Source organism: Helicobacter cetorum MIT 99-5656 (assembly GCF_000259275.1).
GTDB classification, from domain to species: domain Bacteria; phylum Campylobacterota; class Campylobacteria; order Campylobacterales; family Helicobacteraceae; genus Helicobacter; species Helicobacter cetorum.
This window is the reverse complement of record NC_017735.1, coordinates 405,120-423,961: the sequence shown is the minus strand read 5'-3', so window position 1 is coordinate 423,961 and position 18,842 is coordinate 405,120. Positions and strand designations below refer to the sequence as shown.

The 18,842-nt window shown below is 37.5% G+C and carries 16 protein-coding genes, 4 tRNA genes and 1 pseudogene; 10 read left to right on the top strand and 11 right to left on the bottom strand.

What is annotated here, in order from left to right; translation table 11 throughout:
- Positions 1–137: 137 nt before the first annotated feature.
- Together HCD_RS02045 and recO are read right to left on the bottom strand one after the other, a co-directional pair.
- Complete coding sequence (locus tag HCD_RS02045) at positions 138–794, bottom strand: nicotinamide-nucleotide amidohydrolase family protein (protein WP_014658955.1); 657 nt, start codon at positions 792–794, stop codon at positions 138–140.
- Between the two features lie 12 nt (positions 795–806).
- On the bottom strand, positions 807–1,421 hold the full coding sequence (gene recO, locus HCD_RS02040) for a recombination protein RecO (protein ID WP_014658954.1): 615 nt from the start codon (positions 1,419–1,421) through the stop codon (positions 807–809).
- A gap of 82 nt (positions 1,422–1,503) precedes the next feature.
- On the opposite strand from recO, the gene accD reads away from it, so the two are divergent.
- The 4 genes from accD (at position 1,504) to HCD_RS02020 (ending at position 4,464) form a co-directional block, all read left to right on the top strand.
- On the top strand, positions 1,504–2,373 hold the full coding sequence (gene accD, locus HCD_RS02035; protein WP_014658953.1) for an acetyl-CoA carboxylase, carboxyltransferase subunit beta: 870 nt from the start codon (positions 1,504–1,506) through the stop codon (positions 2,371–2,373).
- A gap of 20 nt (positions 2,374–2,393) precedes the next feature.
- Positions 2,394–2,846 carry a 23S rRNA (pseudouridine(1915)-N(3))-methyltransferase RlmH gene (rlmH, locus tag HCD_RS02030; RefSeq protein WP_014658952.1) on the top strand — a complete coding sequence of 151 codons (453 nt, stop codon included), beginning with the start codon at positions 2,394–2,396 and terminating at the stop codon, positions 2,844–2,846.
- Between the two features lie 9 nt (positions 2,847–2,855).
- The gene (locus tag HCD_RS02025; protein ID WP_014658951.1) at positions 2,856–3,866 is read left to right on the top strand and encodes a hypothetical protein; all 1,011 of its coding nucleotides are present in this window, start codon (positions 2,856–2,858) and stop codon (positions 3,864–3,866) included.
- 271 nt (positions 3,867–4,137) lie between these two features.
- Complete coding sequence (locus HCD_RS02020; RefSeq protein WP_014658950.1) at positions 4,138–4,464, top strand: hypothetical protein; 327 nt, start codon at positions 4,138–4,140, stop codon at positions 4,462–4,464.
- Positions 4,465–5,691: 1,227 nt separating this feature from the next.
- Here the strand turns inward: HCD_RS02020 and HCD_RS02015 are convergent.
- The 8 genes from HCD_RS02015 to HCD_RS01980 form a co-directional block, all read right to left on the bottom strand.
- Positions 5,692–7,245, bottom strand: coding sequence for an outer membrane protein (locus tag HCD_RS02015; protein WP_014658949.1), 1,554 nt, complete (start codon positions 7,243–7,245; stop codon positions 5,692–5,694).
- A gap of 10 nt (positions 7,246–7,255) precedes the next feature.
- Entirely contained in the window at positions 7,256–8,848 is a 1,593-nt protein-coding gene (locus HCD_RS02010; RefSeq protein ID WP_014658948.1) for an outer membrane protein, read from the bottom strand.
- 541 nt (positions 8,849–9,389) lie between these two features.
- Positions 9,390–10,103 (bottom strand): amino acid ABC transporter permease, encoded by a 714-nt coding sequence (locus tag HCD_RS02005; RefSeq protein ID WP_014658947.1) that lies wholly within the window; start codon positions 10,101–10,103, stop codon positions 9,390–9,392.
- Positions 10,087–10,857, bottom strand: coding sequence for a transporter substrate-binding domain-containing protein (locus HCD_RS02000; RefSeq protein ID WP_014658946.1), 771 nt, complete (start codon positions 10,855–10,857; stop codon positions 10,087–10,089). The genes HCD_RS02005 and HCD_RS02000 overlap by 17 nt, the downstream gene beginning before the upstream one ends.
- A gap of 94 nt (positions 10,858–10,951) precedes the next feature.
- Positions 10,952–12,094 carry an alanine racemase gene (gene alr / locus HCD_RS01995; RefSeq protein WP_014658945.1) on the bottom strand — a complete coding sequence of 381 codons (1,143 nt, stop codon included), beginning with the start codon at positions 12,092–12,094 and terminating at the stop codon, positions 10,952–10,954.
- 6 nt (positions 12,095–12,100) lie between these two features.
- Positions 12,101–13,453 (bottom strand): alanine/glycine:cation symporter family protein, encoded by a 1,353-nt coding sequence (locus HCD_RS01990; protein ID WP_014658944.1) that lies wholly within the window; start codon positions 13,451–13,453, stop codon positions 12,101–12,103.
- Between the two features lie 55 nt (positions 13,454–13,508).
- On the bottom strand, positions 13,509–14,756 hold the full coding sequence (locus HCD_RS01985) for an NAD(P)/FAD-dependent oxidoreductase (RefSeq protein WP_265101287.1): 1,248 nt from the start codon (positions 14,754–14,756) through the stop codon (positions 13,509–13,511).
- Positions 14,757–14,767: 11 nt separating this feature from the next.
- Complete coding sequence (locus HCD_RS01980; protein WP_014658942.1) at positions 14,768–15,145, bottom strand: RidA family protein; 378 nt, start codon at positions 15,143–15,145, stop codon at positions 14,768–14,770.
- 325 nt (positions 15,146–15,470) lie between these two features.
- On the opposite strand from HCD_RS01980, the gene HCD_RS01975 reads away from it, so the two are divergent.
- The 6 genes and pseudogenes from HCD_RS01975 to HCD_RS01950 all read left to right on the top strand — a co-directional run.
- A tRNA-Gly gene (locus HCD_RS01975) sits at positions 15,471–15,545 on the top strand.
- Positions 15,546–15,600: 55 nt separating this feature from the next.
- A tRNA-Leu gene (locus HCD_RS01970) sits at positions 15,601–15,687 on the top strand.
- Positions 15,688–15,789: 102 nt separating this feature from the next.
- Positions 15,790–15,864, top strand: a tRNA-Cys gene (locus HCD_RS01965).
- Positions 15,865–15,898: 34 nt separating this feature from the next.
- A tRNA-Ser gene (locus HCD_RS01960) sits at positions 15,899–15,986 on the top strand.
- A 121-nt stretch (positions 15,987–16,107) separates the two neighbouring features.
- The gene (locus HCD_RS01955) at positions 16,108–17,607 is read left to right on the top strand and encodes a Na+/H+ antiporter NhaC family protein (protein ID WP_014658941.1); all 1,500 of its coding nucleotides are present in this window, start codon (positions 16,108–16,110) and stop codon (positions 17,605–17,607) included.
- Between the two features lie 34 nt (positions 17,608–17,641).
- Positions 17,642–18,292 (top strand): annotated as a pseudogene (locus HCD_RS01950) (DNA cytosine methyltransferase); the annotation flags it as partial.
- Positions 18,293–18,397: 105 nt separating this feature from the next.
- Here the strand turns inward: HCD_RS01950 and tnpA are convergent.
- Positions 18,398–18,814: an IS200/IS605 family transposase gene (gene tnpA / locus HCD_RS01945; protein WP_014658764.1), complete on the bottom strand. Its 417-nt coding sequence runs from the start codon at positions 18,812–18,814 to the stop codon at positions 18,398–18,400.
- Positions 18,815–18,842: the final 28 nt, after the last annotated feature.

Here is an 18,842-nt window from a genome sequence, read left to right as displayed (position 1 = left end):
TAGAAATTTCTATGGTCTTTGAGTGGCTTTAAAATCTTTAAGCGTTAGCAAACGATAAAACGATATAAGATAATTAGATATAGTAGCCATTGCATTAAAACACAGATTTTTCATCTAAACGCTTGAATAGATTAATCCTATAAAATCCTAGCGAGCATGTTTAGGGCATGCTCTACGCTTTTATTTTGGATTGTTTCTCTGTTACCCTCAAAAAAGCAACGCTCAATTAAGGCTTTAGCCCCTAATTTTTGAACGCCGATATAAACAGTGCCTACAGGATTAGCGCTATTCCCTCCATTAGGGCCAGCGACCCCACTTATTGCAAGAGCACAATGAACTTTAAAATTCAAAAACACACCCATTAGCATTTCCTTCACGCATTCTTCACTATAAACCCCAAAGGCTTTTAAAGTCGTGGCATTGACCTTTAATAATTGGTGTTTGACTTCTTCGTTATAGCATACAATTCCCCCCATAAACACGCTTGAAGCCCCACTAATAGAAGTGAATGCATGCGATAATAACCCCCCAGAGCAACTTTCAGCTACAGCAACTTTTAAGCCTGAATGTTTTAGGCGTTCTACTAGGGCGTTTGCACTTTTATTGTGAGCGTCTAGTTCTACAACATTAGAGCCAAAAAGCGTCTGAATATAGTCTCTAGCTTGAGATAAATTTTCGCCTTTTAATTCAATATAATCTTCTTTGACTTGAGCCTGAATATTTAATTGCTTCAATGTATTTTCAATCAGAATAAAACCGCTCTCATTATCCATATTTAAAAATTTAAATTTCATTTTTAACCTTTTTTAAAATCCTAAATTAAGCGTGCGCCACAATTCTTCTACTTCTTCTGTTTCTAAATAAATAGTGCTTTGAGTGTGGAAAAAATCTTGGATTTTTTCTAAATTAATGCTTTTAGTTTTAAGGCATTTTGGGTGTGCTAGAACAAACCCTTGAGCTAAGGATACAGAATGTTCTAATTTTTCATTGCATAAAAAACAGGTGCCTTCAAATTGCAAACGCCCTTCAAAATGCAAAAGCGTTGCATACATTTCTAAAACCACCCTTAAGGGATGTTGCTTAGAGAGTTTTTTAGCCCCATTATCCAAAGTATCAAAATAGATACTATCTAAAGAATGCACCCCTTCTAAATGCTTGGATAGTAGCACACAGAAGCGTTGCCAAAAAAACAAGCGTTCTAATTCTCTCTCCCACACATAACCTAAATGCAAAATATTTCTTAGTTTGGGTAAAAATTTTTCATCATTTTCTTCTTCAAAATCAATTTTACGCCCCACATTTAGCACGCTGTGGCGTTTGCCATAGAAGCGATAGAGTGTTTTTAGTTCACTATTAGTTAAAATATACACGATTAAATCTTCATCTCTTATGCCTCTAATCTGTAAAATAAATCCTTGCATTTTTACTCTTAGGCTAATTTTATTTTTATTATAAGCAAAACTTAGATACAATCTCAATAAAACTGCAAAATTAAGGAAAAGTATGGGATTTGCAGATTTCTTTAAAAATTTTAAGATAGATAAATTGCGAACAGCACCAAGTAAGAACGAACAGCCGAGTCATTGGGTTAAATGCCCTAAATGTTATGCGTTAATGTATTATAAAGAAGTGTTTAACAAGCATTATGTGTGTTTGAAATGCCATTATCATTTCCGCATGAGTGCCACAGAAAGGATTGAATTTTTATGCGATGCAGGGAGCTTTGAAGAGTTTGACAAGCACTTACGCCCTAACGACCCTTTGAATTTTGTAGATAAAGAGAGCTATAAGCAACGCATTAAAAAATATGAGAAAAAGACTAACCGCCCTAGTTCTGTGATTAGCGGTGAGGCTAAAATCAATCGCATATCCATTCAGATAGTGGTGTTTGATTTTAGTTTTATGGGGGGGAGTTTAGGCTCAGTTGAGGGTGAAAAGATTGTAAGGGCTATTAATCGTGCCATAGCTAAAAAAGAAGCGTTATTGATTGTTTCAGCGAGTGGGGGGGCTAGAATGCAAGAATCCACTTATTCGCTTATGCAAATGGCAAAAACTAGTGCCGCTTTGAATAAGTTGAGTGATGCTAAGCTGCCTTTCATTTCATTGTTGAGCGACCCTACTTTTGGGGGGGTTAGTGCATCTTTTGCTTTTTTAGGGGATTTGATTATTGCAGAACCAGGAGCTATGATAGGCTTTGCAGGGGCTAGAGTGATTAAGCAAACGATAGGGGCTGATTTACCCGAAGGCTTTCAAACGGCGGAGTTTTTGCTAGAGCATGGCTTGATTGATATGATTGTGCATAGAAAAGATTTGAAAAAGACTTTGAGCGATTTAATTGCTATGACTACGCACACGACTTCAAAGGTTTTTTAAAAAAGAGTTTTATAATAATTATGCGTTGTGTGGTGTATTCTATCGCTAAAAATTCGCCCCTAGAACTTGTGAGCGTTTATCAAAAGCAATGCAAACAATTTGCTTGCGAATTAGAATTAGTGGATTTGTTTCCTAAAGCTATAGCAAACGCTCAAAAAGTCTCTAAAGAACTCGCTCAAAAGTCCTACTCTCTAGCCTTTGAGCCGTATTTAAACCCTAAGGCTCAAAATATCGCCCTACACCCTAAGGGTAGGAGTGGGGATAGCTTTGTGTTTAGTGAAATGTTACAAGATAATCTTAATATTAATTTTTTCATCGCTGGGGCGTTTGGGTTTGAAGAGGGTTTTTTAAAAGCTTGTAAAACATGGAGTTTGAGTGAAATGACCTTTAGCCATGAAGTGGCTAAAATTGTGTTGTGCGAGCAAGTCTATAGGGCTTTAAGCATTATTTTTAAGCATCCATACCATAAATAGGAGGCGTGCATGCGTTATTACATTGTCTTTGCGTTTTTGTTTATTGTCGGTTTTGGAGTGTTTGTTTATAGCATAGATTCGCACTCTTATGCTCTAGGTCTAGGGGGCTATAGCCTTAACTTACCTATAGCTTTATGGCTTATGGGGGTTTTAGGGGTGTTTGCATTTTTTTCATGGATTTTTTTATTCAAGCATCATATCAGCAATAAAATCCGCCTACACCATGAAAAAAGGGATTTTGATAAATTGCTCAATCAAATTCTAGCCCAAGACACTCAAAAAACCTTTCTAAAAACCAAGTTTAAGAACATGCATGCACAAAATCTCTCACAAATTTTAGCCCGCTATGATTTGCAAGCAGATTTAAACACACCAAGTAGTGGGTGCGAAAAAGTGGATAATCTCTTTTTGCATTATCAAAATATTGAAAACAATACCCTTGAAGCTAAAGAGCATGCCAAGCACTCTCTAACTTATGAGCATGCTTATTTTTCTAAACGCTTCAAAGCTTTTATTCATAACGATTTGAAAAACGCCTTTGAAGCTTTAAAAAACGCTCAAATTCCTTTAGAACTACGCCGCTACGCCTTTATAGAAATCACACAAAAAGCCCAAGAGAAAGAGATTTTAAAGGCTTTAAATATCTTGCAAGGTTTTTTAGACAAAGAATGTGTTATGCATTTTTTGAAAGCCTTTTTTGAAAAATCCTTAAACCTAGACACTCTAAAGATTTCACAGCTTTGCAAAGAAGCGCATTACACTAAAAACGATTATTTGCAATTAGCTCAAAAATCACAGGGTTTTCTCATTCCTGATAAATGGTTTAAATTTTTTGAAATTTTAAGTCAAGAAGATGAAGAAGCTCAAAAAGCCTTTTTATTTGTGCTATTAGAATTAGAGATGAATGACCTGGCTAAAGAGCGTTTAGCGGCCTTACCTTTTGAAGAATACACGCTTTTAAACGCCTATATGGATTTGAAAAAAGAGCGTAAAGCATATAAATTAGAAGCGTTTTTGTAGTTTGGAATAATCATTGTATTGTTTCATCTTATTGGTAATTCGTTAAGGAAGCAACAAAAAGAGAAGTTTAGTTGTTAAGATTTTTTACATCTGGTTAAAATTAGGGCGTTCTTTTTAAAAGTGGTGTTATCTTTTTAAAAATTAATAAAATTTTAAGGTGAGTTTGAGTTAAATTCATAAAGTCTTTAGTTTTTAAACTAGACAAACGCCATATTTAAGGAAGGACAATGGGGTTAGGAAGCTATTAATTTTAGGGATTTGGCTAAGCGTTTTGAGTAGCGGCGAAATCAAGTTGTTTTCTTCACGCCCTTGGGTCTCTTCAGTTAGTGATGGAATTATTGAAGTAGCTATTCGTAAGCGTGTGTTTGCTTCTACAATGAAGTCGTTATTTGGAGAGAGCATGTTTATCAAACAAAGTAGCTCTGCGTTGAGTAAGAGCATGGTAGCACCCCTAGAGCATCACCAACATTCTTTCGCTAAGAAGTATGAAAATGCACTCAATGGGTGTCAAAAACACATCAAAATCCATGTGCCTACGGGTAGCTCTAAGAACCTTGAGCATGGGGCTTATACGGCCACTTTGTTATTCTCTTTTTAAAGGTCTTAAAAAAGGCTAAGACCTTTGGTTTTTGGCTTGTAAAATTTCAGTCAGTTCTAGGGATTGTCGTTTAAAAAGTGTGTGGCAGTCTTGCAATCAAGCTAAGATTTGATATTGAAGGATTTTAAATCCATTTCCACACGCCCCTGTTTAATTTCTGGTTTTATTTGCATCCTATAAGCCGTATTCAAGTAAGAGCTATCAAATTTAATTTTACAGACATTTTCTATTCAAGCAAAAATTATTGATTTCAATTTCAAAAAGGTTATTTTAAAAGAAGCTATTATAAAATTACTTGCGCCCCATAAGTTACAATTATGGGGCAAATTCTGAGAAAAGGAGCATATCATGTCTATGATACATGATAAACAAAGCTCTTGGCGTTCATTATATCTTAAATTCTCGTTTCTGGGGTTTAATTTAGAAATTAAAGTAGAACGCTGAGTGGCTTTCCTACCTTTTATCTAAAAGGTAGGGTTTCCTTTTAAAGATTTGTCCTTTACTTTAGGGGCGTGCTTAACTTCTCAAATAAAACCGCATGCATTGTTAAATTCTCGTTTTATTTGGTTTTGTTTAACACAAAGTATTAGTGTGCTTAAATATCTTTAAGCCTTGAAACAATAAAAATCTTAACTTCTTATCAAACTGAATTTCAAAAAGGTTATTTTAAAAGAAGCTATTATAAAATTACTTGCGTCCCATAAGTTGCAATTATGGGGCAAATCTCATTATGAAGGAGTTTGCCATGAGAGAGAGAAGTGGCAAGAACTCTTACAAGGGATTATACATCAAATTGTCTTTTTCTAAGATGAAAATGGTGTTAATTTTATTTCTGTAAGAGTTTCCTACCTTTTATCTAAAAGGTAGGGTTTCCTTTTAAAGATTTGTCCTTTACTTTAGGGGCGTGCTTTTTCAATCTTTTCTCCAATATTTTTGGGCTATTATAATGGCAGTGTGTTATAAAGAATAGCAACGATAAACAGCGTTCATTCTCTCTTAGCTCTCTAGCAACTCAAAAAACAGCTTATCAAAATCAACAAACAACCTGCAAAAAGCAATGAAAAACGAGCGAAAAACAGAGGGTAAAAAATGAGATTTTTAAGCCAAAACGCTTAAGCTAAACTTGTGAATGGTAAGGTTAAAAAATAGGCTTACAAAAAGAGTAAGCCCAAAACAAGTCAAGGAATAAGGCTAGAGTAAAAACTAAAAACGCCTAAGCCTAAAGGCTTAGAACGCATAGCCATAAACCCAATACACGCTATAAGGGCGGTAGTATTTCACTTCAGCACCGCCAGATTTATAGTAGGTATTATAGATAGTAGGAATTTGAACACCGATTTCTATAGAATGCTGGTGGTGTTTCTTCAAATCTTTTTTCAAAATACCAAAATTCATGCGCATCCCTAAATCAAACAAGAACTGGAATTTCGTAGTTGTGGGCTTATTCACTAGCTGTGGGCTGTTTCTTAAAGTGGTGATGTAAGTGTCGCCTGCAAATTGAAGCCCACCAAAAAAGCCCGCATCAATACTTCTAGAACCAAATGAGCGCGAGAACACATTATAGAGTGCATCCACGCCTACGCCATAAGTGAGTAGATTCACTTGGTTGTAAGTAGGGCCATTACCTACGCCAGCGCCATTATAAGAGAAGAAACCATAATAGCGCACACCGATATTCTTATCTTCGCCAAAGAACTTCTTATAACCGATTTTGGTGTAAATCCCGTTGAACGAATTGACCTGTGAGCTATTGCCCGCAGCAAAGTTCCCAAGCCATGGGTGGGCTTTCAAATCGTTATTCAATCTGGTGATTTTATCCAAAGTGTTTTGAGTGTTATCTAAATACTCTACAGAGCCTCTTCTGCCTTGACCTTGAGACCAAGAGGGTTCATAGCCTGTTTTGGTGCTGATGTCAGCGTTTACACCTTTTTGAAGCGCGTTAGCAGAAGTGTTGATGATGTTTTGGACTAAGCTAGTAAAGCGTTTTGCGCTCAAATCATTCCCTGCGTTAGCTGAGTTGAAGAGCTGTTGGGCAAGGGTTGCGTTTAAGAAAGCTTCTATAACCCCACTATCCCCATCAGGACCAGTGAATTGCAGTGCTTGCTGGATGATATAGCTGACTTCTTGGGTCTGTGTAATGTTAAAACTTTTAAGGCCATCCGGGGTATTATTAGCTTTTAAGAAAGAGTTCATATAGAGCATGTAGGTGTTGAGCGTGTTGATATTACCGAGTTGTGCAGCCAGTAGTTTTGGAGTGGTAACGCCTAGCTGTGTGTCTGCTTTAATGGTTGATTCAAGGTTTTTAACAGAACTAACCATGCTTTCATACAACGCAAAGTCTCCTTTGAAGCAAAGATGACCACTGGAACCGGATGAGCCACTAGCACCATTGCAACCCTGTTCACTACTACTACTTTGTATTTGGTTGCTGTTAAGAGTTGGATAGAGATTGATAAGGTTTTGGAGCTCGTTCATGAAGAGATTTCCTAAATTCCCTACCACATTGCCGCCTATGCTTTGGAAACTATTATTGATGGTTTTGGTGGCGTTAAGCTCTCTGGCTAATTCTTCAGCCTTAATCTTACCCGGATTTTTTACGCTCTGAACGATTTGCCCTAGTTCATAACCAAAGGTCATAAACCCACCATCTTCTTCAGCCGACAAAGGGCTGAGAGAGAGGATTGCGGCTAGGCTTAAAGGCGCCAAAAGAGATTGTTTAAGAGTTTTCACTAAAAATTCCTTATTTGTTGTGCTGTTTTCTTTAAAATTCTTATTTGTCATGCGAGTCCTTTTAGAATGAATATCCATAAGACCAATACACGCTATAAGGACGGAAATACTTCACTGTGGTTCCAGCGGATTTATAATAAGTGTTATAAATCGTAGGCACTTGAACGCCGATTTCCACGGTGTGCTGGTTGTGGCGCTTGGTCTTTTCGCCTAACTTACCAAAATTCATACGCATCCCAAAGTCAAACAAGAATTGAAAATGCGTGCTTTCCAATTTCCCATGCAATTTCACATTCGGGTCGTTTTTGAGCGTAGAGTTAAAGGTCTCGCCAGCGAGTTGCATACCGCTAAAAAAGCCCATATCTACGGAGCGGTTTTGATACGAACGGCTGAAAATGTTATAGAGTGCATCCGCACCGACCCCATAGGTGAATAAGCTTACATCATTAGAAGTCGCTCTGAAGCCCACTTGCGCGCCGTTGTAAGAGAAGAAGCCATAATAGCGCACGCCTAAGTTTCTGCGCTTCCCAAAAAATTGCTTGAAGCCAAATTTAGTGTAAAAGCCGTTCATGATGTTTGTCGCACGGCTATTTCCGGCTCTGAATTGCGGTAAATAAGGCATGCTTTTGACTTCGGCGTTTAGGGCGCTGATTTTTTGCAAGGTTCTTTGAGCGTTCAAAAGAGCGCTTGGCAAGCCCATAGCACGGCTACTTACATTATTAGTTGCTTGTGGGTTGAAAGAAGTAATGCCAGCGTTTACAACAGCGCTAGCGTTAACGGTGTTCTTTGTGAGCTTTTCTAAAACGCCCTGAGATTGCGTGATAACAGCTTGGACTAAATCAGTAAATTGCGCGGAGTTCAAGCTCTGGCCTGCAATTGTAGAGTTGAAAGCTTGCAGCATATTAGAGTCCGCTTTTAAAAGGTTAGCGGCCTCATTGAGAAGGGTTTGCTGCTCTTTTAGGTAGGTTATAGCAGTTTGAGGGATAGTGCTACCGCTACTACCACTGCCTTGATGATTACTTGTAGACCCACCAGTTGTCTTTGCATTGCTTAAAGCCCCGTTTACTGCATTAAAAAAGATATTAGCCGAATCCAAATAGGTGATTTGCTTTTGCATGTTGGGGAAAGTGGTGTTTGTGCCGTAGCTTACATTTGCACCTATTGTTTGTAGGATCTTCTCACTCAAGCTAGGAAGCCAAAAATACCCTGCACTTGTACAAGAGTGATTGTTGGTGAGTTCTTGATGTGTCCCAGCGCTCGCGCAAGTTCCTTGACCGACGGTTCCTTGTAAAAGAGCGTTTGCGGCAACATCGTTGGTGTTACCGCCTTGCTGATGATCACCGCTTTGATTACCACCAAAAGTTAATTTATTTGGTGGGTAGGCGGCTAAGAAGGTGTAGAGATACTGAGAGAAAGCGTTACTCAAGCTTCCTACGATATTACCCCCTGTGTTGTTCCCTAAGATATTATTCGTAGTGGTGGCGTTAAGTTCTCTAGCTAATTCATCACGCTTAGAACCCCCTGGGTTTTTCACATCTTGCATAACCTGTCCTAGTTCGTAGCCGACGGTGAAAAAGCCCCCATCGTCTTCTGCATGACTGAGACTAGCGCAAGCGACTAGACTAAGAAACAGCGCTTTAGATTTTTTTATCAATGGATACTCCTTGACTTGATTTTAAAATATGCTTGTGGTTACATCAGAGTTCGTATGATGGTGTTGTAATACAAAGTAGATGTAATTGCGTTAATTATTTCATAATATGATTTAAGTTAAACTTAAATATACGGAGTTAAAGCCTGTATAGTTGAGAAATAATGGGGTATAGGGGTATTAAGGTTACAAATAGTCTGGGCTTTTTGCTTAAAGATATATATATATATATATATATTGTTTGGTTATCCTCTTTTGGCGCTTTCTTGTTTTTGTATCTTTAGCGGTTGTTTTTGAAAACTTGTCTTGTGTGGTATCTTGTTGTGCTATAATAAAAGTCTAGGGAAGTTAAAACCATCTAGGAAGGTAGCAACTTCTCTAGATGGTTTGCTCTCTAAATTTAATTTAAGGAGCAAACAATGAATTACATTGTTATTATAGCATTATTATGCATGATTTTAGTAACTTATTGTTATTAAAATCATTGAGAAGTTGCAAAACTTCTCTTTTAATACAATGTTTTCATTCTTTAAAAATCAAAACACTAATTTAAGATTTTTTCTACACGCCTTTGAATTACGCCTAAGACTAAGCAAAAAAGCCAATAAATCAAAGCGGCTTCTAAATAAATAGGCAAAAAATCATAGCTTGTATTAGCCTTTTGCTGGGCGATTCTAAAAATCTCTGCTATGGTTACAACAGATGCTAAGGAAGTGTCTTTAAAGAGGCTAATAAAAGTGTTGCTTAAAGATGGGGTTGCGACTTTGAGCGCTTGAAAAAAGATGATGTGCCAAAAAGTTTGTAAGTAGCTCAAGCCTAAGCTAAGGCTTGACTCCCACTGGTCTTTGGGTATAGAAAGAAAGCTCGCTCTTAAAGTTTCTGAAGCGTATGCCCCTACGCTGAGCGAAAAGGCGATAATGCCCGCTGGAATGGGGTCTATATAAACTCCAAGAGCGGGTAAGCCATAAAAGACTACGACAATTTGGACTAATAAAGGCGTGCCTCGCATGAGCGATACATAGAAATTCAAGCCTAGCAATAGGATTTTATGGATAAGATGTTTAGGGGGTGAAATCTTTACTAAAGCGACAAAAATCGCTAGGGATAAGCCTAAAATAAAAGAAATGATAGCTAAGGGCATAGAGATACAAAAAGCGGCTTTTAGCATGGGGTAAAACGCTTCTAATAATAGCTCTAGGCGTTCTTTATTGATATTAAAAGGCTCTAAAAAGAAAAGCAGATTATTGTTTGCTAACATCTTTTCCAAAAAATTGCTCGCCTAAGCGTTTTAAAACCCCTTTATCCACAAGCCTTTGCATGGCTTTGTTGATGAGTTCTAGGGCTTTTTCTTGGTTTTTATTAATAATGAAAGCGGCACGCTTTTTTTCTTTGGATTCCCATGCGATTTTAAAAGGGCTGTTTTTATGGCTATTAAGATAGTCTAAAATGGCTAGAGAGTTGTTTAGGGTCAAGTCGGCTCGCTTTTGTGCGACTAATAGCAAAGCCTGTGCCATAGTGTCTACTGCAAGGACTTTCGCATCGTATTTTAGGGCTAATTCTCCATAAATGGAGCTTAGGGTGTTAGCGGCCTTTAAGCCTTTAATGTCTTTAATATCCTTGATACGCTCTTCATTTTTACGCACCAGTAGAATTGTGCCTGAATAGCTATAGGGCAGGCTCTCATCAAAGGTCGCTTGACGCTTTTTAGTGGTTAAACCTATTTGATTAGCGGCCATATCAAAGCGCCCTGCCTTTAAGCCTGTAAGCATGATATCCCATGCGGTTTCGTGGAATTTGATGTTTATGCCAAGCTCTTTAGCTAACTCTCTAGCCACTTCTACATCATAGCCGGTGAGCTTACCTTCTTTATTGTGGTAAGTGAATGGGGGGTAGGTGCCTTCAGTCGCAACGCTTATGGTCTCTTTGTTTAAAAGGCGTTCATACAAGCTAGAGGCACTCAAAAGGTTTAAAAAAAGGCTTGTTATAAGCAATAGGTATGAAACTTTTTTCATTTTGTGTTAATCCTAATTTTTGATTTTCAAGCATTCTAACACAAAATAAAAGCTTTGATGATTTTATTTCAAACCAAAAAGCCTAATACCTTTTTTAAATATACACACGCTCTAAGCGTTTGGATAAAGTGCTAATGATTTCATAAGAAATGGTGTCTAAAAGCATGGCTATGTCGTGTGCATCATTAGCCTTAGTGCTTTTATCCCCAAATAGAATGACTTCATCGCCTTCTTTAGCCTGAAGGTTAGTTAATTCAATAAAGCATTGGTCCATACACACTTTACCGATAAGGGGGGCTAATTGATGGTTGATAGCTACTTGAATGCGATTCCCTAAAGTGCGTGCTAATCCATCCGCATAGCCTAGGGCTAAAGTGCCTATTAAGGTCTCTTCATTAGTATAAAAATGCTCGCCATAGCCTATAAACTCGCCTTTTTTAACGCTTTTAATTTGCACGATTCTAGCTTTTAGGCTGATAACATTTTGCAAAAAAATCTCTTGAGTTTGAGAGGCGATTTGCACTTCATTAGATGGGTAGAAGCCATAGAGCATAATTCCTGGGCGATAGAGGTTTAACAAACGATTTTCCATACCATTACACAAAGAAAGAATGCCCGCTGAATTGTAGGCATGGCGGTATTTAAACTCTATTTGTTTGTCTAAAAGTTGCTCTAAAAAAGCGTTAAAGGCGTGCATTTGGTTTTTGGCATGGGTTTTAATCTTGGAATCAGCGTTGCTTAAATGGGTGAAGATGCCTTCTACTTCTAAGCCTTCTAAAGCGCGTATTTTTTCTATGGTTTCTATGCTTTTAAAAGTGGGTTCTAGACCTAAGCGATGCATTCCGGTATCAATTTTGAGATGCACTTTTAGGCGTTTCTTGGCTTTAAGGGCCGTTTGAGAAAAGAACTCTGCTTGAGAGTAGTCAAAAATGGTTGCACTCAAATCGTTTTCAACTAGGATAGAAGCGTTAGAATTAGGGCTATAGCCTAGAATCAAAATAGGGGTTTTAGAAAAATGCGAGCGTAACTCTAAGGCTTCATCTAGAGTAGCCACGCCTAAATAATTTGCCCCCTCTTCTAAAAAGATTTGACTCGCTCTTATGGCTCCAGCTCCATAGGCGTTTGCTTTAACCACCGCCATAATGTGAGCGTCTTTAGGAATGGTTGTTTTAACAAGGTTGAAATTATGCCTTAAACTAGCTGTATTAACTTCTACAAAACTCGCTCTATGTAGCATGCTCACTCACTTACTATGATGCTTATTAAAATACCAGCGCGTTTCTGAAGAAACCACTTTGTGGAGTAAAATCAGAGCGATGAGATTAGGAATAGCCATAAGCCCATTAGACAAATCCGCTAAATTCCACACAAAATCAATTTTAGCTAAAGCACCTACCATAACACTCGCTAAAAAGACTAGGCGATAATATTTAATCTTTTTTTCTCCAAAGGCGTATTCAGCGCATTTTTCTCCATAATAAGCCCAGCCGATAATGGTGGAGTAGGCAAAAAATATCATGGTTGTAAAAATCACAACCGCCCCTAATGAGCCTAGAAAATACTCTGTGCTTTTTAGGGTCAATAGATTTGCACTTAATCTCTCGCCATTAGGGAGTAAAGTGTTCCATTCTGGTGCCATTAAAATCACGGTTGCTGTTGCAGAACACACCACTAAAGTTACGATGAAAGTTTGAAGCATAGAGACTAGAGCTTGACGCACTGGGTGGTGGGTTTGAGCACTTGCTGCAATAATGGCTGAACTGCCTAATCCTGCTTCATTAGAATATAGCCCCCTAGCTACGCCTGTTTTTATCATGGTAGCTACTAATGCCCCTGTTGCTCCGCCTACAACAGGCTTTGGATTGAACGCTTCTTCAAAAATGAGTTTCACGGCTTGAATGGCTAAATCAAAATGTTTAAAAATGATAAAAATAATGGTAAGCAAGTATAAAAGCACCATAACCGGCGCCAAATAAGAAGTGAATTTACCAATGGATTTAATCCCACCTACAACAATGATAGCAGTTAAAAGAGTGAGTAGTAGGCCAGAAACCCAAGCAGGTAAGTTCGCTTGTTCGCTCAAAATGGAAGAGACTGCATTAGATTGGGTCATATTGCCTGTGCCAATGCTTGCAATAATGGTAAAAATCGCAAACGCCATGGCAAGTTTAGGCATGTTAAGACCATTTTTGATGTAATACATAGGCCCCCCCTTGTATCCAAAAGCCCCTTCTTCTCTGTATTTCACCGCTAAGATACCTTCAGAATACTTAGTCGCCATGCCAACTAATCCTGTAACCCACATCCAAAATACAGCGCCTGGCCCTGCAATGCTAATGGCGGTTGCCACGCCTACGATACTTCCAATGCCTACGGTCGCTCCTAAAGAGAGCATGAGAGCTGAGAATTGTGAAATATCGCCTTTAGATTGAGATTCTTTGTCAAAAAGGATTTTAATGGCGTAAAAAATTTTGCTAAATTGTAAGCCCTTGAGATAGAAAGTTAAGAATAGGCCAGTGCCTACTAAGAGGATTTGCATAGGAACGCCCCACACAAAATTAGATAAAGAACGCACTACTAAGTCAATAGTTTCCATAAATAAACTCCTTTTAAGGAACTAATTAAAGATAAATAAAAACCTTGTAGGGGGGTTAATCCCTAAAAAATGCAGAAAAGAGCATGATGTCGGCATTCTTTTCATTCGCCCCATCTTTACTTAAATCAGCAATGAGCTTGCCTATAGCAGGACCAAAAGTAATGCCAAGCCATCCAAGTCCTGTGGCGTGGATTAAGTTTTTATATTGCTTGTCAAAACCTAAATAAGGAATATCATTAGGGGTTAGGGGTCTAAAACCACACCACTCTATCGCATCTTGCATTTCAAAAGGCCGTGTGAAAGTGGCTAAGTTTCTTTTCATGTTTTCTATTTGCTCTCTATCAATGAGAGTGTTGTTGGTGTTAAGCTCTAGCTTAGAGGTAATTCTCACGGTGTCTCTTCGTGGAGTCATTGCCATAAAAATATCTGCAAATAAAGAAGAGGTCTTAGGTTTCAATTCTTCAGGCATTTTAAAAGTGATACTATAGCCCTTAGCCCCCATCATCAAAAAGTCGTTTTTAGTCTTTTTAATGGTTGTGGGGTTAGCCCCAGTGGCTAAAATGATTTTTTCTGCTTGAATCTTTTCCTTGTTAGTGATAATGCCATCTATGAGATTGTTTTTAAACTCAAAGTCTAGAACTTCTTCATTGTAAAGAAACTCCACGCCCACCTCTTTAAGGTATTTTTGTAAAGAGAGCATGACTTCGCCCGGATCTACATGGGCATTTTCTGTTAAAAGCACACTCCCACAGATATTGTCATTAGCAATGGGCATGTAATCTTGAGTTTCTTTAGCATTAAGAATCTTGTAAGCCCCACTATCATCGCAAGTTTTAATCTTTTTTTCAAAATTTTCTTGCAGAGTGTAAATCATTAAAAGCCCATCTTCTTTATACCAAAAATCCATGCCATCTTCTAGCATTTGGTGATACATCTCTATACTAAGCCACCCGTAGCGTTCAAATAACGCCATGGTGCGGTGCGTTGATTTCTCATTTGCACTTCTCATAAACTTTAAAATCCATTTGAAAAGCTTTGGGTTAAGCCCAAAGTGGAACTTTAAGGGGGCTTGATTTTTAAGCATGAGTTTTAGAGTGTCTAGCACTACACCTGGGCTTGAAAGCGGGGCTTTCTTAAATGCAGAAATCAGTCCTGCATTTCCAAAAGAAGTGCCATTAGTGCCATCATTTTTTTCAATCACACAGACTTTATGGCCTAATTTATGCATAGAATACGCACAAGAAAGCCCTACAATCCCACCACCTACTACCACTACATCTTTTTTCATGCTGCTATCCCTAATTGAGTGAGTTGCTATTTAATGGCGATAGCTTCAATTTCTACTAGAGCGTCTTTAGGAAGTTTAGCCACTTGAAAGGTCGCTCTAGCTGGATAGGGTTCTTTAAAATAGCTCCCATAGATTTCATTAACGATTGCAAAATCATCTAGACTCTTCAATAAAATGGTGGTTTTTACCACACTTTCCATGCCTAAGTTGGCTTCTTTTAAAATCGCTTTGATATTTTCCATAGATTGCGTGGTTTGAGCGTGAATATCCGCACCTTTAAACTCGCCTGTGGCTACATCAATGCCTAATTGCCCAGAGACAAATACAAGATTACTGGTGCTAATGGCTTGAGAATAAGGACCTATAGCCTTTGGGGCTAATTCTGAATGAATGACTTGTTTCATGGTTATTAAAACTCCTTTAAAATGTGTTATGAAAGCTATTATTATTTAATCAAGTTAAAAAATAGGAAAGAATGAAGGCAAAAGACTATAAATTTTAGTGTTGCTAGGGGCTATTGTATATTTTTTACTCAATAAAACATCCATTAGATTTATTTTGAGTTTATTTTGAGACAAAAAGTTAGCTTGGATTTTTGGGGTGCGAAGAATTTAGGAATTTAAGAACATAGTGTTGTATTGAATGAAATTTTGTTGAAATATTTGAATGAATCCTTGATTTTTAATTTTAGTTTGGATAGAATAGCGTTTGTGTTTTTTGATTGAAAGTGCGGGAATAGCTCAGTGGTAGAGCACGACCTTGCCAAGGTCGGGGCCGCGGGTTCGATCCCCGTTTCCCGCTCCATTTTTAATCATGTTTATTTTATAATACTTCTAGAGCATGGTTTCTATTTAAGTTTGCCCAGGTGGTGGAATTGGTAGACACAAGGGACTTAAAATCCCTCGGTAGCAATACCGTGCCGGTTCAAGTCCGGCTTTGGGCACCATTTTAGCGTGGTATTGAGTTAATATTCAGTGATACTTGGATATTGTGTTTATTTGATTTAGATTGATTGTGTATTGTTTTTGAATACGAGACACTTAAAGAAGGCGACATAGCCAAGTGGTAAGGCATGGGTCTGCAAAACCTTGATTCCCCGGTTCAAATCCGGGTGTCGCCTCCATTTTGTTTTTTTTAGGGTTTTTGTAAGAGAATAGCGGGAGATGGCTGAGTGGTTGAAAGCGGCGGTCTTGAAAACCGTTGAGGGTAATACCTCCGGGGGTTCGAATCCCTCTCTCCCGGCCACTTGATTGAAATCCTTTAAGCGGTTTGTTTTTACAAATCCATTCTCTCTTTACACCAATAGATTTTTTCTGTTGTCTCTTTTAATTGAAGTTTAATCATTTTATATTAAAGGATTTTGTCTGTGGAATTATCAGCTTTGAGCCTTGTGGTTCCTATGAGTGTTATTCTAATGGTCATTGCTACTAAGCGTGTAGCACTCTCTTTGTTTGTAGGTATTTTAGTCAGTGCGTTTTTATTGCACTCTTTCAATGTATCTGGTGTCATAGATTATATTTATCATAGAATTACATCCGTTTTTTACACTTATGAGTCCGCTTTTGTTATCAATTTATCTAATCTTTATGTGTTTGGTTTTTTAATCCTTTTAGGCATTTTAAGTCAAATTATTTTTAAATCCGGTAGTGTGCAAAACTTTGTCAAAAAAGCTAAAAAATACACTAAAAATGCTAAAACCCCTGAATTTATCGCTTTTTTTGTGGGGATTATTATCTTTGTTGATGATTATTTTAACGCCCTAACCGTGGGGCAAATCTCAAAATCTCTAAATGATGCACACAATTCAACACGAGAGCGACTAGCCTATATTATAGACTCCACTTCAGCGCCAGTGTGCCTACTTGTGCCAATTTCAAGTTGGGGGGCTTATATTATGGGGATTATGAATAATGATAAATCTCCTTTGTTAGAAGATAGTTTTTCAGTGCTTTTATCAAGTTTGAGTAGCAATTATTATGCGATTTTTGCACTTATTGCGGTGTTTCTTACCATTTTTTGGCAAATCAATCTTCCTAGTATGAAAAAGTATCAAAATGTAGGCGTTAAGGATTTTTATAATGAGAACGAGCAAGAAGAAAGCCCTTCAAAACTAGCCCCCTTGAGTTTATTGCCTATTTCTATTTTAATATTGATTGTATCCATTTCATCATTGATTTTTTACACCGGGTATGTTTTGAAAAACACTGATGCGAGTTTGTCGCTCTTTTATGGGGGGTTGTTTTCGCTTGTTATCACTTATTTTTTGGCTTACAGGTTTTTAGAAAAAGGGAGTTTTTTTAAAATTATTTTTGAAGGGTTTAAGAGCATGGGTTCAGCGATTTTAATCTTAACGCTTGCTTGGGCTATTGGACCTGTGATTAGAGATGATATGCAAACGGGGTTGTATCTGGCTCAAATTAGCAAGGAATTTTTAAGTAGTGGGGGGAGTGTGTATATGCCTTTAATCTTTTTTTTAATCTCTGGGTTTATCGCATTTTCTACCGGCACAAGTTGGGGAGCGTTTGCTATCATGCTGCCTATTGGAGCGAGCATGGCAAGTGAAAGCGATATTATTTTGATTGTTTCAGCCATTCTCTCTGGGGCGGTTTATGGAGACCATACTAGCCCCATTTCTGATACCACCATTTTATCAGCTACAGGGGCAGGATGCTCAGTGCAAAGCCATTTTATCACGCAACTTCCTTATGCAACTATTACGATGCTTTGTAGCATGGTGAGTTTAATGATTGCAAGTTTTACGCATTCTAATACACTCGCCCTTGTAGTAGGCTTAGCTTTGCTTGTGGGGGTGTTTTATGTTTTGAAGGTGGTTTATAGGAAAAAAGAATTAGTAGCTCAAAATTAGATTTTAATGTTGTGAATTAATTAAAGGATAACTTTTGAATTTACTCTCGTTATTTGCTGGGGCTGGAGGACTAGATTTAGGGTTTGAAAAAGCGGGGTTTAAAATAGTAGTTGCAAATGAATATGACAAAAGCATTACGCCCACTTATAGATTAAACCATAAAAATACCCAACTATTAGAAAAAGATATTAAAAACTTACAAATAAATGAAATTAATTTTTCTGTTGATGGGATTATTGGTGGACCGCCATGCCAGAGTTGGTCAGAGGCTGGGAATTTAAAAGGCATTGATGATGCTAGGGGGCAGCTATTTTATGAATACTTGCGCCTTTTAAAAGAGCTTAAACCTAAATTTTTCTTGTGCGAAAATGTGAAAGGCATGCTGGCTAAACGCCACGAAAAAAGCGTAAAAAATATCCTTAATGCTTTTAAAGAGTGCAATTATGAAGTAAGCATACATTTAGTGAATGCTAAAGATTATGGAGTAGCACAAGAGAGACTTAGAGTTTTTTATATTGGATTTAGAAAAGATTTAAAAATCAATTACACTATTCCTAAAGGTTCAACGCATTTAAAAAAATTAACTCTAAAAGATATTATTTGGGATTTAAAAGATAGCGTAGTGAGTGCATTAGAAAAAAACAAGCATAACCCTAAAGCAATCAATAATCATGAGTATTTTATCCCAACAAAGCGAAAAACTCCGTCCTTTAGGGCGGAGATGTAAGCGTCAATAGCCGTTAGGCTATTTTTTAGTGTCATTTAACCTAAAAACAAAAGGTTAGCAAATCTAATGTGGTGTTTCTTGCTCTTGGATATATTGCTTAATGATTTCTAAAGGAGCACCCCCACAGCTTCCAGCAAAATAACTAGGCGACCATAAATGATTGCCCCACAAAGTAGCTTTAACATTTTTAAAATTTTGTTGTCTAACCAAACGACTACTAACACCCTTTAAAGAATTAACTAACCTACTAACACTAACTTTTGGTGGATAATTGATAAGTAAATGCACATGGTCGCTTTCCCCATCAAATTCTACTAACTCGCTTTCAAAGTCTTTGCATACCTTAGCAAATACAGAACCTAAAAAGTCTATAACTTCTTTGTTGAATGCTTTACGCCTATATTTAGTTACAAATACTAAATGCACATGCATTAAAAAAACACAATGTCTGCCATGTCTAATATTATCAATTTGTTTCATAGACCAAGTTTAACTAAATTATGCTAAA